Annotated in this window: 11 protein-coding genes and 1 pseudogene; 5 read left to right on the top strand and 7 right to left on the bottom strand. The window is 65.6% G+C overall.

What is annotated here, in order from left to right; all coding sequences use genetic code 11:
* Positions 1–197 precede the first annotated feature (197 nt).
* The 3 genes from RSPPHO_RS02815 to RSPPHO_RS02805 are packed head-to-tail and all read left to right on the top strand — an operon-like array spanning position 198 to position 3168.
* Complete coding sequence (locus tag RSPPHO_RS02815; protein WP_041796417.1) at positions 198–755, top strand: biotin transporter BioY; 558 nt, start codon at positions 198–200, stop codon at positions 753–755.
* 17 nt (positions 756–772) lie between these two features.
* Positions 773–1918, top strand: coding sequence for a thiolase family protein (locus tag RSPPHO_RS02810; RefSeq protein WP_041793885.1), 1146 nt, complete (start codon positions 773–775; stop codon positions 1916–1918).
* A 2-nt stretch (positions 1919–1920) separates the two neighbouring features.
* Entirely contained in the window at positions 1921–3168 is a 1248-nt protein-coding gene (locus RSPPHO_RS02805; RefSeq protein WP_014413767.1) for an MFS transporter, read from the top strand.
* Between the two features lie 29 nt (positions 3169–3197).
* On the opposite strand, the gene RSPPHO_RS02800 is transcribed toward RSPPHO_RS02805, so the two are convergent.
* Positions 3198–3755 (bottom strand): HNH endonuclease, encoded by a 558-nt coding sequence (locus RSPPHO_RS02800; protein ID WP_041796415.1) that lies wholly within the window; start codon positions 3753–3755, stop codon positions 3198–3200.
* Positions 3756–3897: 142 nt separating this feature from the next.
* Between RSPPHO_RS02800 and gluQRS the strand changes: the two genes are divergently transcribed.
* Positions 3898–4803: a tRNA glutamyl-Q(34) synthetase GluQRS gene (gene gluQRS / locus RSPPHO_RS02795; protein ID WP_051013990.1), complete on the top strand. Its 906-nt coding sequence runs from the start codon at positions 3898–3900 to the stop codon at positions 4801–4803.
* A 3-nt stretch (positions 4804–4806) separates the two neighbouring features.
* Here gluQRS and RSPPHO_RS02790 read toward each other — a convergent pair.
* The 5 genes and pseudogenes from RSPPHO_RS02790 to RSPPHO_RS02770 form a co-directional block, all read right to left on the bottom strand.
* Positions 4807–5323: pseudogene (locus RSPPHO_RS02790) on the bottom strand (Lrp/AsnC family transcriptional regulator).
* Positions 5324–5544: 221 nt separating this feature from the next.
* Complete coding sequence (groL, locus tag RSPPHO_RS02785) at positions 5545–7185, bottom strand: chaperonin GroEL (RefSeq protein WP_014413763.1); 1641 nt, start codon at positions 7183–7185, stop codon at positions 5545–5547.
* Positions 7186–7252: 67 nt separating this feature from the next.
* Entirely contained in the window at positions 7253–7540 is a 288-nt protein-coding gene (gene groES, locus RSPPHO_RS02780) for a co-chaperone GroES (RefSeq protein WP_014413762.1), read from the bottom strand.
* Between the two features lie 414 nt (positions 7541–7954).
* Positions 7955–8311, bottom strand: a complete 357-nt coding sequence (locus RSPPHO_RS20800) for a cupin domain-containing protein (protein ID WP_014413761.1) — start codon at positions 8309–8311, stop codon at positions 7955–7957.
* A gap of 339 nt (positions 8312–8650) precedes the next feature.
* Positions 8651–9217 (bottom strand): sigma-70 family RNA polymerase sigma factor, encoded by a 567-nt coding sequence (locus RSPPHO_RS02770; RefSeq protein ID WP_041793884.1) that lies wholly within the window; start codon positions 9215–9217, stop codon positions 8651–8653.
* Between the two features lie 144 nt (positions 9218–9361).
* Here RSPPHO_RS02770 and RSPPHO_RS02765 point away from each other — a divergent pair, with 144 nt between their 5' ends.
* On the top strand, positions 9362–10699 hold the full coding sequence (locus RSPPHO_RS02765) for an NAD(P)/FAD-dependent oxidoreductase (RefSeq protein WP_041793882.1): 1338 nt from the start codon (positions 9362–9364) through the stop codon (positions 10697–10699).
* 845 nt (positions 10700–11544) lie between these two features.
* Here RSPPHO_RS02765 and RSPPHO_RS02760 read toward each other — a convergent pair.
* The gene (locus RSPPHO_RS02760) at positions 11545–15198 is read right to left on the bottom strand and encodes a hydantoinase B/oxoprolinase family protein (RefSeq protein ID WP_014413758.1); all 3654 of its coding nucleotides are present in this window, start codon (positions 15196–15198) and stop codon (positions 11545–11547) included.
* Positions 15199–15245 lie beyond the last annotated feature (47 nt).

The raw sequence follows: 15245 nt of genomic DNA, 5'->3' as shown, positions 1-15245 counted from the left end.
GGCTGGGGAGGCTTGCCTCCCCAGACCCCTCCATTCATAGAGCTTCGCTTCGATCGCAGGGCCAAAGGGAAGGTGGGGTCTGGGGAGGCTCGCCTCCCCAGCCTTACTCTTTCCCACTGATGACTGGACGATGACGAACCAACGGCGGCATGATACCCGAACCGGCCTTTCCTTCTGCCGTGGAGATCCCCCGCGCCATGCCGCGCCTCAGCCTCACCCCCCGTGACCTCGTTCTTATGGGCCTGTTCGCCGCCATCATCGCGGCACTCGGCCTGCTCCCCAAAATCACCCTGCCGCTCGGCTTGTTCATCTCGGCTCAGACCATGGGCGTCATGCTGGCCGGCCTGATCCTGGGCGCGCGCCGGGGTGCGGGGGCCATGCTCTTGTTTGTGCTGCTCGTTTTGATCGGCCTGCCCCTGCTGGCGGGCGGGCGCGGCGGCCTGGGCGTGGTGGCCGGGCCGACGGGCGGCTTTTTTCTGGGCTTTCCCGTGGCTGCCTTTGCCGTTGGCGCCTTGAGCCACCTGATGGGCCGCCCGGGCTCGGTAGTTCGCGGCACCTTGGCCTGCCTGGGCGGCGGCATCGGTGTGCTATACCTGTGCGGCATTCCCTACTGGATGGCGGTCAGCGGCCTGTCGCTGGAGGCGGTCTTGCAGGTTGCCGTCCTTTTCCTGCCCGGCGATGTGATCAAGGCCGTCCTGTCCGGCGTGGTCGCCGCCACCGTTCATCGGGGCCTGCCGGCTCTCAGAACTCGTTAACCCGGGGAGAACACCCCATGCCCGAAGCGGTCATCCTTGCGGCCCGGCGCACGGCCATTGGTCGTGCCGGCGGTCAGTTTCGCACCCTCTCGGCGCCTCGGCTGATGGCGCCGGTCCTGCGCGCCTTGCTCGACGACTGCGGCTTGCAGGAAGCCGAAGTGGACCGGGTCATCGTGGGCAATGCCCGCTCCGGCGGCAACATCGCCCGCGCCTGTGCCCTGGAGGCCGGCCTGCCGCCCGAGGTGCCCGCCGTGAGCGTGGACATGCAATGCGCCTCGGGTCTGGAAGCCATCTTGCAAGCGCTGTGGATGATCCAGGCCGGGGCGGCCCGGTTGATCCTGGCTGGTGGCGTTGAAAGCACCAGCACCGCGCCATGGATGGTCGAGCGCCCGCTCTCGGCCACGGCCACGCCACGTTTCATGGTCCAAACGCCGTTTTGCGGCGATGCCGGCGCCGACAGCTCGGTGGTTCAGGCCGCCGAAGCCATGATCCGGGCTTGCGGCATCGATCGGGCCCAGCAAGATGCCTACACCGCCGCCAGCCACACCCGCACCCTTGCCGCCCGCGAGGCCGGCCGCTTCGACTTCGAGATCGTCTCGGTCCTGGGCGGCGACCCCGAGGGCGACGAGGCGCCGCGGGCCGGCCTGGGCGTGGACCGACTGGCCCGTCTACCTCCCCTGGCCGCCGAAGGCACCGTAACCACCGGCAACAGCGCCGTCCCCGCCGATGGCGCCGCCGCCGTTGTGGTCATGGAGGCCACCTTGGCCCGCGCCTTGGGTGCACCGGGGGCGATGCGCCTGATTGATGGCGTGGCCGGCGGGGTGGATCCCGGGCTCTCGGGCCTAGGCGCCGTCCCGGCCGCGCGCCGGCTGTGTCGCCGGGCCGGCGACCTGGGGCTCGACAGCCTGGACCAGATTGAAATCAATGAAGTGTATGCTGGGCAGGTGCTGTCTTGCCTCAACCAGTTGGGCCTTGGCACCGACACGGTGAATCCGGGAGGCGGCACCTTGGCGTTGGGCCACCCGGTGGGGGCCGTCGGCGCCTTGCTGACCGTTCGGTTGTTTCACGACCTGATGAGCGCTCCGGGACGACGTGGGGCCGTCCTGGTCTCCAGCGCGGCCGGCCTGGGTCTCGCGGCCTTGTTTGAAACCGGAGCCTTGTAGCCATGGCCCCCCGCCCTGCCGCCGCGGTCGCCTGGGCTTTGTTCGATTTCGCCAACTCGGCCTATCCCACCGTCATCACCACCTTTGTTTTTTCGGCCTATGTCACCCGGGCCCTCGCGCCCGATCCGGCAACGGGGACCGCTGCTTGGGGCTATGCCATGGCGGCGGCCGGGCTGGCTATTGCCGTCCTGGCCCCGTGGGCCGGGGCCCGCGCCGATCGCCGGGGGCAGCGCAAGCCGTGGTTGGCGGTGACCATGAGCGTGGTGGTGAGTGGCACGGCGCTCATGGCCTTGGTGCGGCCCGATCCGGCGTTATTGCTGCCGGCCTTGATCCTGGCCGGGGTCACAACCGTGGCTTTTGAGGTCGGCTGTGTCTTCTATAATGCCATGCTGCCCGATCTCGGCCCGGCGCACCGGCTGGGCCGCCTGTCGGGCTGGGCCTGGGGCCTGGGCTATGCCGGCGGCTTGGCCTGCTTGCTGGGCGCGTTGGCCCTGATCCAAAGCCAACCGCCGCCGTGGGGGCTGGATCCCGCGGTGGCCGAGCCAGTTCGGGCCACCTGCCTGCTGGTCGCGGTCTGGATTGTGGTGTTCGGCTGGCCCTTGTTCGTTTTTGTGCCCGAGGGGCCGCCTCGCCTCGCGCCGCCCCCGGAACGCCGCTCGGTGCGGGCCGTTTTGCGGCAATCGCCGGCGCTGGCGTGGTTCTTGCTGGCCTCGTTGCTCTATACCGATGGCATCACCACCTTGTTCGCCTTTGGTGGCATTTACGCGGCGGGAACCTTTGGTCTTGGCTTTGATCAGATCATCTTGTTTGGCATCGCGCTCAACGTCAGTGCCGGCCTTGGCGCCGCCGCCTTCGGGTGGATCGACGACCGCCTGGGCTCGGGGCGCACCATCGTGCTGGGGCTGGCTGGCCTTCTGGGCTTTGGCACGGCGGTTTTGCTGGTGCGCGAGGCGGCGTGGTTTGTCGGCTTGGCGGTGGGGATGGGGACTTTCTTCGGGCCGGTCCAAGCGGCCGGGCGGACTTGGCTGGCCCGCACCGCTGCGCCAGAGCACCGCAGCCAGATCTTTGGTCTTTATGCCATGACCGGTCGGGTCACCGCGTTTCTCGGGCCGCTCGGGGTGGCGGTGGTCACCGACCTCAGCGGCTCGCAGCGCGCTGGGATGGCGGTGGTTTTGGTGTTTTTGGGCGGCGGGCTGCTGGCCTTGCTGCGAGCGCTCGCGTTGGAAAAAAAGCACGTCTGGGGAGGCTAGCCTCCCCAGACCCCTCGGTTCCGTAGGGGTCAGGTTTCGAGTTCCACGTCCCAATAAAGAAAATCCCGCCAGCTTTCGTGAAGATAGCCTGGCGGGAAGGAACGTCCAACGTTGCGCAGCCAATGGGCGGTGGGCTCAATGGCCGGTTTTCGCAACGGCATACTGGCCTCGCGCGGGGTTCGGTTGGCCTTGCGCATGTTGCAAGGCCCGCACGCCGCCACAACGTTATCCCAGGTGGTGCGCCCCCCCTTGGAGCGCGGCACCACATGGTCAAAGGTCAGATCGTGGGCGGGCAGGCGCGTGCCGCAGTACTGGCAGGTAAAACCATCGCGCAAAAAGACGTTAAAGCGCGTAAAAGCCGCCCGAGGCGCGGTGGGAACGTATTCCTTGAGGGAAATGACGCTGGGAAGGCGCATCTCCAGGGTGGGAGAGCGGATGATAAAGTCGTATTCACTGACCACGTTGACCCGGTCCATGAACACGGCCTTAACGGCCTCTTGCCAGGACCACAGGGACAGCGGCAGATAACTGAGCGGCTGAAAGTCCGCGTTCAGCACCAACGCCGGGCAGGCATCCATCTTTGACATCCGCAAGGCCACCATCCTTTCCCAGGCATGGTTTTCCGTCGCTCGGGCATGGTACCTTGTACTGACTCTGGTGAAAAGCGGGGATGACAGTTTTGTCAAGAACGTGGTGCGATTTTTGGATCCGTTTTCGTTCGCTTCCGAGATGAGTGTGGGTGTGATCAGCCGCTTTGCCCCCAGCCCGACCGGTCTCTTGCACCTTGGGCACGCCTATTCCGCCCTTCTCGCGCACGAGCTTGCCCAACGCGCGCAGGGGCGGTTTCTGCTGCGCCTGGAAGACATCGACTCCAGCCGCTGCCGTCCCGCTTTTGTCCAGGCGATTTTCGAGGATTTGGCGTGGCTTGGCCTGCGCTGGGAGGAGCCGCCTTGGATCCAGTCCCGGCGCTTTGCTGTCTACCGGGCCGCGCTTGATCGGCTGGACGCGATGGGCTTGCTGTACCCGTGTTTTTGCACCCGCAAGGAGATTGAGGCCGAGGCGGCGCGGCGGCTGTCAGCGCCCCATGGCCCCGAGGGGCCGCCCTATCCCGGCACCTGTCGCGCCCTCTCGGCCGAGGAGCGCGCGGCCCGCCACCAAGCGGGGCAGCCGGCTTGCCTGCGTCTGGATGTCGCGGCGGCGTTGGCGCGCACCGGCCCCCTGACGTGGCACGACGCCACGGCCGGCGAGGTCGAGGCGACGCCCCTGCTGTTTGGCGACGTGGTGCTCGCCCGCAAGGATACCCCCACTAGCTACCATCTGGCCGTGACCGTGGACGATGCCGCCCAGGGCGTCACCGACGTGGTGCGCGGCCGCGATCTGTTCGAGGCGACCCACGTGCATCGGCTGCTCCAGGCCCTGCTCGGCCTGCCAACGCCGCGCTATCATCACCATGCCCTGCTGGTCGGCCCGGATGGCAAGCGCTACGCCAAGCGTGACCAGTCTTTGACTTTGGCAGCGTTGCGGGCGGCGGGGGAGAGGGCGGAGGATATTTGGCGGCGGGTGGGCGTGGGACCGGGCGAGCAGGAGAAAAGGAAGGCTGGGGAGGCGGGCCTCCCCAGACCCCTCGGTCCCTGAGGCTTACTCGGGGGCGGGCTCGTCGCCCGGTGGGTCCTCGGCATCGTGCACCGGGACGCCGGGCAGGAGTTTGGCGGTGCGGATCGCTAAAGCCGATTTGACATGCGCCACGTTGGGGGCCGGGGTCAGGCGGGAGGTGAGGAAGCGCTGATAGTCGTCCCAGTCCTGGGCCACGATCTTCAGCAAAAAGTCGGTCTCGCCGGCCAGCATATGGCACTCGCGCACCTCAGGCCAGCCGCCGACCAAGGTCTCAAAGGCCTTGAGGTCCGACTCGGCTTGGCTGTTAAGCCCCACCTGTGCAAACACCGTGACGTGAAAGCCCAGGGCGTTCACATCCAGATCGGCGTGGTAGCCCTTGATAAACCCGGCTTCTTCCAAGGCGCGTACCCGGCGGCAGGCAGGGCGGGGCCGAAATGCCAGCCCGGCGCGCCAGTTCGACGTTGGTCATGCGCCCGTCGTTTTGAAGATCGGCTAGGATCCTGCGGTCGATGCGGTCCAGCTTAACCCGCTGCGTCGCCATCACCCCTCCCGATGGACGTTCCGACGGACGGCGAGCCCCAAGGGCCGCCGAGACGAAAGGAAATTACACATAATGGGGGCGAGAACGCAACGCAAGCCTGGACCATGCTGTCTTGTTTCGGTCGCCCCCAATAACGCGAGGCCGCCCCCGTTACCGGGAGCGGCCCCTGATCCTTGCAGATCGGCGTCACGCGACACCCCGAAGACGGGGCGGGCTTGGTCTTAGAAGCCCATGTCGCCCATGCCGCCCATGCCACCGCCGACCGGAGCAGCGTCCTTCTTCTCCGGAATGTCGGCGATCATCGCTTCGGTGGTGATCAGCAGGCCGGCCACGGAAGCGGCGTCCTGCAGGGCAGCGCGCACGACCTTGGTCGGGTCGATCACGCCGGCCTTCACCAGATCCTCGTACACGCCAGTCTGGGCGTTGAAGCCGAAGTTGCTGTCGGAGTTCTCCAGCAGCTTGCCGGCAACCACGGCACCATCAACACCGGCGTTCTCGGCGATCTGACGCACCGGCGACTGGAGAGCGCGGCGGATGATCTCGATGCCGACATCCTGGTCGGAGTTGGCGCCCTTCAGGGACGCCAGGGCGCGGGTGGCATACAGCAGAGCCACGCCACCACCGGCAACCACGCCTTCTTCCACCGCAGCGCGGGTGGCGTGCATGGCGTCGTCCACGCGGTCCTTCTTCTCCTTCACCTCGACCTCGGTGGCGCCGCCAACCTTGATCACGGCCACGCCGCCCGCCAGCTTCGCCAGACGCTCCTGGAGCTTCTCGCGGTCGTAGTCGCTGGAGGTCTCTTCGATCTGAGCGCGGATCTGGGTGCAACGGGCCTCGATGTCGGCCTTGTCGCCAGCGCCATCAACGATGGTGGTGTCATCCTTCGTCAGGGACACGCGCTTGGCGGTGCCCAGCATGTCGATGGTGACGCTCTCCAGCTTGATGCCCAGGTCTTCGCTGATGACCTGGCCACCGGTCAGGATGGCGATGTCTTCCAGCATGGCCTTGCGGCGATCGCCGAAGCCCGGCGCCTTGACGGCCGCGACCTTCAGGCCACCGCGCAGCTTGTTGACCACCAAGGTGGCCAGGGCTTCGCCCTCGATGTCCTCGGCGATGATCAGCAGCGGACGACCGGACTGAACGACGGTCTCCAGAACCGGCAGCAGCGGCTGCAGGCCAGAGAGCTTCTTCTCGTGGAGCAGGATGTAGGGATTATCCAGCTCGGCGATCATCTTCTCGGCGTTGGTGATGAAGTACGGCGACAGGTAGCCGCGGTCGAACTGCATCCCCTCGACGACGTCCAGCTCGGTCTCCAGGCCCTTGGCCTCTTCAACCGTGATGACGCCCTCGTTGCCAACCTTTTCCATGGCGGTGGCAATGATCTTGCCCACCTCGGTGTCGCCGTTGGCGGAAATGGTGCCAACCTGGGCCACTTCGTCCGAGGTCTTGATCTTCTTGGAGCGGGACTGAACGTCGGCCACCACAGCGGCCACGGCCAGATCAATACCGCGCTTCAGATCCATCGGGTTCATGCCGGCGGCCACCGACTTCACGCCCTCGCGGACGATCGCCTGGGCCAGCACGGTGGCGGTGGTGGTGCCATCGCCAGCGATATCAGCGGTCTTGGAGGCGACCTCCTTAACCATCTGGGCGCCCATGTTCTCGAACTTGTCCTGAAGGACAATTTCCTTGGCCACGGACACGCCGTCCTTCGTGATGCGCGGCGCGCCGAAGGACTTCTCAATCACAACATTGCGGCCCTTGGGACCCAGCGTCACCTTAACAGCGTGCGCCAGAATGTCCACACCGCGCAGCATACGCTCACGGGCGTCGGCAGAGAACTTGACGTCTTTGGCAGACATATCGGTTTTTCCCTTATCTCATCAGTCAGTCGGACAGGTCTTCGGAAACGTCGGTTCTCGCGCGGCCTTAGCCGACGATGCCCATAATGTCCGATTCCTTCATGATGAGGTACTCGACCCCATTCAGCTTCACTTCAGTGCCGGACCACTTGCCGAACAGAATGCGGTCACCCGGCTTGACATCCAGCGCAACCAGCTTGCCGTCGTCGCCACGCACTCCGGAGCCAACCGCGATCACCTCGCCCTCCTGGGGCTTTTCCTTGGCGGTGTCGGGGATGATGATGCCACCAGCGGTCTTTTCCTCGCTCTCCAGACGCTTGATGAGAACGCGGTCATGCAGCGGGCGGAAGTTCATGTATAGGCCTCCGTGAATTCCCCCTTGCGGGGCTTTGGGACCCGAGGCGAGAGCCTGTTGTTAGCACTCCCCCTCGGTGAGTGCTACATAGCGCGCCCTCCCCCTTTTTGTCAAGCGCACCCCACCCGTTCCGCCCCCGTTGGCTGTTTTTTTTCCACAGCCCTCGCGCATTGGACGGGGGTGCTTCGCTTCGGCGACGCGGGGCTGCCGACCCGGGCCCCGCCTGGGGCGATGCCCCAGACCCCTTTTTCTTCTGTTCATGGCCCTCCCCTCCCCCTCCTTTTGAAAAGCGTGCTTTTCAAAAGGAGGGGGAGGGGAGGGCCAATTAATAAAAGAAAGCGGAGGTCTGGAGGCGTCAGCCTCCAGGTGGGGTCCGGGGCGACAGCCCCGTGTTCCCGAAGCGAAACACCCCCTTCAAAGCCCGAACAGCGGCTGAAGCAGGCGCGGCAGGGCTTGGGTGAAGCGCAGGGGGGCGCCGGTGACGACGAGGCAGAGGCAGGGCTCGTTGCCGACCACGGGGCGGTGGGTGACGTTTTCGTCAAGCTCGGCGACGTCACCTTGGGTGTAGGTCCCGGTTTCGTCGGCGAAGCCGCCTTGCAGAACAATGGTGTATTCGTTGCCGCCGTGCCCATGCTCGGGCAGAGGGGTGCGGGGATCGACGGCGAGCAGGCGGGCGCTGGTGCCGTCGGCTTGGCGGCCGATCAGGGGGAGGTGGCGGATGCCGGGCCCCATCCGCCGCCAGGGCAGACGCCCCTTGACCAAGGCCGGCAAAAAAGGCCCGCACGGGCGCCGGCAGCAAGGCGGCCTCGCCCACGGGGGCCACGGCGGCCTGGATCACCGTCGGCGCGACCGGTTGGTCAAGCCGCGCCAGCACCGCGTCCAAGGCGTCCTCCGCCAAGGCCACAGGCTCCAGGCTCTCCACCAGCGCGCCGCCCAAAGCCTCCATGTCCGTCACCGCCGAGCGGCAGTTGGTGCAAAAGGTGATGTGGGTCGCGACCAGCAGGGAGGGGGCCTGTGTCAAGGTCCCAGCGGCGTAGGCGGTCAGCAAGACACTGCTCGGGTGATGCTTCATGATCAGCCGCGGCGCGTCGGCCCCAAAGAGAGACTCGGTCATGACGGATCGTCTCCTACGTGGCCGCGGACCTTGGCAAAGGCCAGCCGCAACCGGGATTTCACGGTTCCCAGCGGAATTCCCAACTTTTCCGCCACATCGGCGTGAGTCAGGTCCTCAAAAAAGGCAAGGCGCACCACTTCGGCCTGCTCGGCGGGCAAATGGCCCAGGGCCACGCGCACGCGGTTCTCGCGCCGCTGCGTCTCCAAGGCGTGGTCGGCCGCCACCGGCGCCTCGGGCACCAACACTGGGTCCTCAGGATCCAGGTCGGGTCGCTGTTCCCTACGCAACAGATCAATGCGCAGATTTCTCGCGATGGTGAAAATCCACGTGCTGGCCCCGGCCTTCGTCGCGTCATAGCGATCCGCCTTGCGCCACACCGACAGCAAGGTCTCCTGAGCCAGCTCTTCCGCCACCGCATCGGGAGCCCCCAGCCGGCGCAGATAGGCTTTCACCCGGGGGGCGAAATAGCGAAACAACTCGGCAAACGCCGTGCGGTCGCGATCACGGGCGATGGCCTCGATCAAGGCCGCGTGATCCTGGGCGGGAAGGACCAAACTGGTCATGCGCCCCCTCCCCCGTTCAAGGAAACCAACACGCCTTACCTCTCTGTAAACCATGGCTCCCCTGGTGGCCCCCAGGGCGCCCTTGCGATACTCTCATGATCCGCCATGGGGATCGACCGTGCAACAGAGGAGCGCGACCGCGTCATGACCTCTTCCGCCCCACTCAACATCGCCGTCATCGGTTCGGGTATCGCCGGAATGGCCGCCGCTTGGCTGCTGGCCAAACGCCATACCGTTACCGTTTTAGAAAAGGACTTCCGCCCCGGAGGGCATACCAACACCGTGGAAGCGCCCTTGGGCAAAGGGGCGCGCGTGCCGGTTGATGCCGGATTTATTCTTTATAATGAAAGTAATTATCGAAATCTCTCGGCCCTGTTCGCCCACCTCGGCGTCCCCACCCAAGCCGCCGACCTGTCGTTCTCAGTGTCCATCGACGACGGCCGAGTCGAATACGCCCGCAACAACGGTCTCGTCGGCCTCCTGGCCCAGCCAACCAATCTGGTCAAGCCCCGCTTCTGGTCCATGCTGCGCGGCTGGCTCCGCTTTTACCGCGAAGCCCCCGCCTTCCTCAAGGATCCCCAGGCCGATACCCTCACCCTGGCCCAGTACCTCCTCTTGCAAAACTATCCCCCCGCCCTCGTCGAAGACCACCTGCTGCCGCTCGGCGCCGCCGTCTGGTCGTGCCCGCCCCAGGACATGGAAGCCCACCCCGCCGCCGCCTTCATCCGCTTCTTCCAAAGCCACGGCCTGCTCTCGCTGCGCCCCAACCCAGGCTGGCGCACCGTCACCGGCGGCGCTCGCGAATACCTCCAGCGCCTCACCGCCCCCTACGTCACCGAGATCAAGCTCCACACCGGGGCCAAGCGCCTGATCCGCTGCGCCGGCGGCGTATTGGTCGAGGACGAGCGCGGCGGCTCCCACCTCTACGACCACGTCGTGGTCGCCACCCACGCCCCCCAGGCCCTCGCCCTGCTCGACGAGCCCACCCCCGACGAACGCCGCCTCCTCAGCCCCTTCCACACCCGCGCCAACGAAGTGTGGCTGCACCAAGACCTCGCTCTCATGCCCCACCGGGCCGAGGCCTGGGCCGCGTGGAATGCCCTGGTTCAACGCCAGCGCTCGGTGGAGTGGACCGCCTCCGTCACCACCTGGCTCAACCACCTGCACGGCTTCGACCGCTCCCACCCCCTGTTCCTCAGCCTCAATCCCCCCTTGCGCCCCGACGCCGAGGGCGTTCTCGGCCGGATGGTCTACCACCACCCCCTGATTACCCTCGACACCCTCGCCGCCCGCAAGGAACTGTGGAAGCTCCAGGGCCAAGGCAACATCTGGTACTGCGGCGCTTGGTGCGGCGACGGCTTCCACGAAGACGGCCTCCAAGCCGCCCTTTGGGTCGCCGAACGCCTCGGCCACCACCGCCGCCCCTGGTCCCTCCCAGAGCCCAGCGATCGCCTCACGGGGTGGCCTGAGAGTTTGCCGTAGAGGTAAGGGAGGGGGAGGAAAGGGAAGGGGGAAAAGGAAAGGGTGGGGGACGGTCGTCCCCCACGCCCCCTGTTCATTTTGTCGGCTGCATTGTGGTTCAGACGCCCCAAGGTGTGTTTCGTCAAACTTAGAAGTTATAAAAATACCAGTACATTAATCGACGATTTCGGTGGCAGGGGCGGCGGCAAAAAGGCGCGCACGATTTTCACCCACACCAGGGGGCTCGACGAAGCGGCCTCGCCGAGGGTTTGGGGGGAGTCTGCCATCCCCCCTTATGCGGCTGGATCGTTATTTAAGCCATGATGACTTGGCTTAAATAGGGAAGGAGCTAAGGTAAGCGCCCTTAATTAACGGGCGATACCCTCTGAGGGGATGACCACGGGAGGGATGAGCTATCTAAACTCTAAGTAATAAGTCTACCGACTGCATTTCACGAATGGTCCTTCTCCGACACCTGGCTCTCCATAAAGGCGCTCATGGCTTTATTATATGCCAAAAAGTCGTTATTAAATCTGCTTCAATGGCTCAATCTTTTTTTCATTCTGTAGCAATTGTAAATATGAGAGATGAAAATCTTGGTACTTATGGATTAAGTCATTAGCCATACTTTCTTCCGAAAATAAATAGCCTATTACAACAAGAATAAGCATCTTCTTTATACAAAACAAACGAATCGTTGAATATTCGTCTAAACTTACTTCTTCCTCTGTATGAAGTATAGCTGACCTAAACCTTGATAGGCTTGCCCCAAATAATTGAAGCAATTTATTTTCGTATTCTTTCAATTCACTCCATTCTTTTTAAACTCTGTCCTGTCGTCAGGCTCTCCTTTCCTTAAAAAGGAATCAAAGCGTTTGGGGGTCGTCTTGTTCGCCCACCCGGCCAAAGCCGCCGCCGCCCGGGGTTTCAATCACCAAAGTGTCGCCGGCGTTCAGGAGGAGCCGAGTGGTCGCCGGCAGGAACTCCAACTGGCCGGTCACCCGCTCCACCCGGTTGACGCCACACAGGCCCGGTTCGCCCCCGGCCAATCCATGGGGCGGGTAGTCCCGCCGGTTGGAGACGACCGCCGCCATCATCGGCTTGCGGAAGCACAACCGACGCACGACGCCGTCGCCTCCGCGCCAGTGGCCCTCGCCGCCAGAGCCCCGGCGCAGGGCAAAGGCATCGACAAGCACCGGGAAGCGCAGTTCCAAAATCTCGGGATCGGTCAGGCGGCTGTTGGTCATGTGGGTATGCACCCCCGACGCGCCCTCGAACCCCGGCCCGGCCCCCGCCCCGCCGCACAGCGTTTCATAATACTGCACGGTGTCGTCGCCGAAGGTCAGGTTGTTCATGGTGCCCTGGCTGCCGGCCAGGAGGCCTAAAGCCCCATACAAGGCATCGACCACCAACTGGCTGGTCTCCACATTGCCGGCCACCACCGCCGCCGGAGGCACCGGATTGAGCAGACAGCCCCGGGGGACCACGAGGGTGATCGGCTTGAGACAGCCCTCGTTGAGGGGAATCGGCGCCTCCACCAAGGTGCGGATCACATACAAGACAGCAGCCCGGGTAACGGCCAGCGGGGCGTTGGTGTTGCCGCTGCTTTGCGGTGAGGTGCCGGTGAAGTCGATCACCGCGCTGCGCTCGCCCGGATCAACGGACAGTGTCACCCGAATCAGGCCGCCGTCGTCGAGGCGGGTCTCAAAGGTGCCACCGCCCAGGCCGACCAGCACCCGGCGGACCAGTTCCTCGGCGTTGTCCTGGACATGCCTCATGGCCGCCTCGACCACCTCCATCCCCATGTCGGTGATCATGCGCTCGATCTCGAGAATGCCGGCCCGGTTGGCCGCCACCTGGGCCCGCAGGTCGGCGATGTTCTGGTCGGGATTGCGGGCCGGCCACGGTCCCGCCGCCAAGCGCCGGCGCAGATCCTGCTCGAGAAACACACCGTCTTTCATCAGGGGGACGGCATCAAGGAGCACGCCTTCGTCGGTCAGCACCCGGCTGTCTGGCGGCATGGAGCCCGGGGTGGTGCCGCCCACGTCGGCGTGATGCCCCCGGCTTGCCACCCAGAACACCACTTGGCGACCGTGGAACACCGGCGTGACCACCGTCAGGTCGGGCAGGTGGGTGCCGCCATTGTAGGGGGCATTGGTCACGAAAACGTCGCCCGGCGCCAGGGTGTGGAGATGGGCGGCACGCACCGCCCGCACGCTTTCGCCCATCGAGCCCAGGTGGACTGGAACATGCGGCGCATTGGCAATGAGGGCGCCCGTGGCGTCGAACAGGGCACAGGAAAAATCGAGCCGTTCCTTGATGTTGACCGAGTGGGCGGTGTTGCGCAGGACCGCGCCCATCTGCTCGGCAATGGCCATGAAGCGGGCGTTGAACAGTTCCAGGCGCAGGGGGTCGGGCGCCGTGCCCAACGAGGCCCGCAGCGGTCGTGCACTCCGGCGCGTGAGTTCCAGATGCCCAACCGGAGTCACCGTGGCTTGCCAGTCCAAATCCACCACCGTGGTCGAGCCCGGATCCACCAACAGCGCCGGCCCCGGGATCACCACGCCCACGGTCAGCGATGGTCGGTCATAAATCGGGGTTGTGACCCAGCGGCCCCCCTTGAACAAGGTCACGTGATCAATGGCCTCGGGCGTTTGGGCCGCGYCCCGGGTGCTTCGTTCCGCCCCAAGGCTGGGCGCCGGGGTGGCAAAGGCGTCCTCGGCCTGGGCCACCACCTCGACCAACACCGTGGCGGCCACCATCGGGCGGTCGAGATCGAAGCCAAAGCGGGCGCGATGGAGCGCGCAAAAGGCCTCGGCCATGGTTTCCAGGCTGCCGGCCGGCACCTCCAACGCGGTATCGGCCCCGGCATAGCGGATCTGCAAGCGCCGTTCGGCCCGGGTCCGGTCCATGGGCGCGCCTTGAAGAGCCAGGGCTTGGCGGCCCTTGCTCTCTAGCCGGGTCCACGCGGCCGTCACGATCGGCAGGGTCTCGGCCGACAGGGGAACCTCCAGGCTTTGTTCGTTCAAGATCCGCAGATCGGCAAAGCCCATGCCCCACGCCGACAACAACCCCGCCAGCGGATGAATCAGGACCCGGTCCATCCCCAGGGCATCGGCCACCAACGTGGCGTGCTGGCCACCGGCCCCCCAAAACACACCAAGGCATGGGTGGCCACATCGTGGCCCCGCGCCGTGGTCAGGGTCCGAATGGCGCCGGCCACTGGTTTCCACCGCCAAATCCAACACGGCCTCGGCCACCGCTTCCGGCGGGCGGCCATCGCCCAGCGCGACTGCTAAATGGGCAAAGGCCCGACGCGCCGCCCCGGCATCCAGGGGCTGGTCGCCATCGGGGCCAAACACCGCCGGGAAGTGCGCCGGTTGCAGCCGGCCGAGAACCGCATTGGCATCGGTCACGGTCGGCGGCCCGCCCCGGCGATAACAGGCCGGCCCCGGATCCGCCCCCGCCGAGCGCGGGCCCACGCACAACCGGGCGCCATCATAGTGGACGATCGAGCCGCCTCCCGCCGCCACCGTGTGGATCCGCATCATGGGCGCGCGCACCCGCACCCCGGCCAGCCGGGTTTCGAACACGCGCTCCAAGGTGCCGGCGTAATGGGAGACGTCGGTCGAGGTGCCGCCCATGTCAAAGCCGATGACCCGGTCCACCCCGGCCTCGGCCGCCATGCGCACACAGCCCACCACCCCGCCGGCCGGCCCCGAGAGCAAGGCGTCCTTGCCCTGGAACAACGGCGCCTCCACCAAGCCGCCGTTCGACTGCATGAACAGCAGCCGGGTGCCGTTCAAGGCCACCGAGAGGCGCTCGACATGCTGGCGCAAGGGCGGCGACAAGCTGGCATCGACAATGGTGGTGTCGGTACGGCCCACCAGCTTGATGAGCGGGCTCACCCGGTGACTGACCGAAATCTGAGTAAAGCCGATCCGCTCGGCCAGGGCGGCGGCCTTTTGCTCATGGGCCGGATGCCGGTAGCCGTGCAAAAAGGCAATGGCACAGGCCCGCAGGCCATCGTCGAAGGCCGCCTGGAGGCCATCGCGCAGGGCGTATTCGTCGAGGACCTCCAGCACGTGGCCCTCGACGGTCACGCGCTCGCGGGCCTCGATCACCCGTTCATGCAGCAAGTCGGGCAGAAGGATCTCGCGGGCAAACAGGTCGGGCCGGTCCTGGTCCCCAATGCGCGGCAGATCGGCAAACCCCCGGGTGATCACCAGAACGCAGCGCGCGCCCTTGCGTTCTAGCAAGGCATTGGTGGCCACCGTGGTTCCCATGCGCACGGACTCGATGCTGCCCTCGGGAATGTCGTGCCCCGGGCCCAGGCCCAGCAGGGAACGAATGCCGGCCAGGGCAGCGTCGGCATATTGGCTGGGGTTGTCCGAGAGCAGCTTTCGGGTGTGGATGGTGCCCCAAGGATCCCGCGCCACGATGTCGGTGAAGGTGCCCCCGCGATCGATCCAGAACGACCAGCGGCCGGTGGCCTGGGCGGTTGCGGTGGTATCCGTCATGGGGAATCTCCCTCGCGCGGGGGCATGTCTTTGAAAGATAGGATATT

The organism is Pararhodospirillum photometricum DSM 122, from assembly GCF_000284415.1.
Taxonomy (GTDB): domain Bacteria; phylum Pseudomonadota; class Alphaproteobacteria; order Rhodospirillales; family Rhodospirillaceae; genus Pararhodospirillum; species Pararhodospirillum photometricum.
This window is presented reverse-complemented; position numbering and strand designations above follow the sequence as displayed.

Bases quoted from the DNA above. Each gene is read 5' to 3' on its own strand.
- groL (WP_014413763.1), bottom strand. From the start codon at position 7,185: ATGTCTGCCAAAGACGTCAAGTTCTCTGCCGACGCCCGTGAGCGTATG.
- RSPPHO_RS02770 (WP_041793884.1), bottom strand. From the start codon at position 9,217: ATGACCAGTTTGGTCCTTCCCGCCCAGGATCACGCGGCCTTGATCGAG.
- RSPPHO_RS02810 (WP_041793885.1), top strand. From the start codon at position 773: ATGCCCGAAGCGGTCATCCTTGCGGCCCGGCGCACGGCCATTGGTCGT.
- RSPPHO_RS02815 (WP_041796417.1), top strand. From the start codon at position 198: ATGCCGCGCCTCAGCCTCACCCCCCGTGACCTCGTTCTTATGGGCCTG.
- RSPPHO_RS02800 (WP_041796415.1), bottom strand. From the start codon at position 3,755: ATGTCAAAGATGGATGCCTGCCCGGCGTTGGTGCTGAACGCGGACTTT.
- RSPPHO_RS02805 (WP_014413767.1), top strand. From the start codon at position 1,921: ATGGCCCCCCGCCCTGCCGCCGCGGTCGCCTGGGCTTTGTTCGATTTC.
- groES (WP_014413762.1), bottom strand. From the start codon at position 7,540: ATGAACTTCCGCCCGCTGCATGACCGCGTTCTCATCAAGCGTCTGGAG.
- gluQRS (WP_051013990.1), top strand. From the start codon at position 3,898: ATGAGTGTGGGTGTGATCAGCCGCTTTGCCCCCAGCCCGACCGGTCTC.
- RSPPHO_RS02765 (WP_041793882.1), top strand. From the start codon at position 9,362: ATGACCTCTTCCGCCCCACTCAACATCGCCGTCATCGGTTCGGGTATC.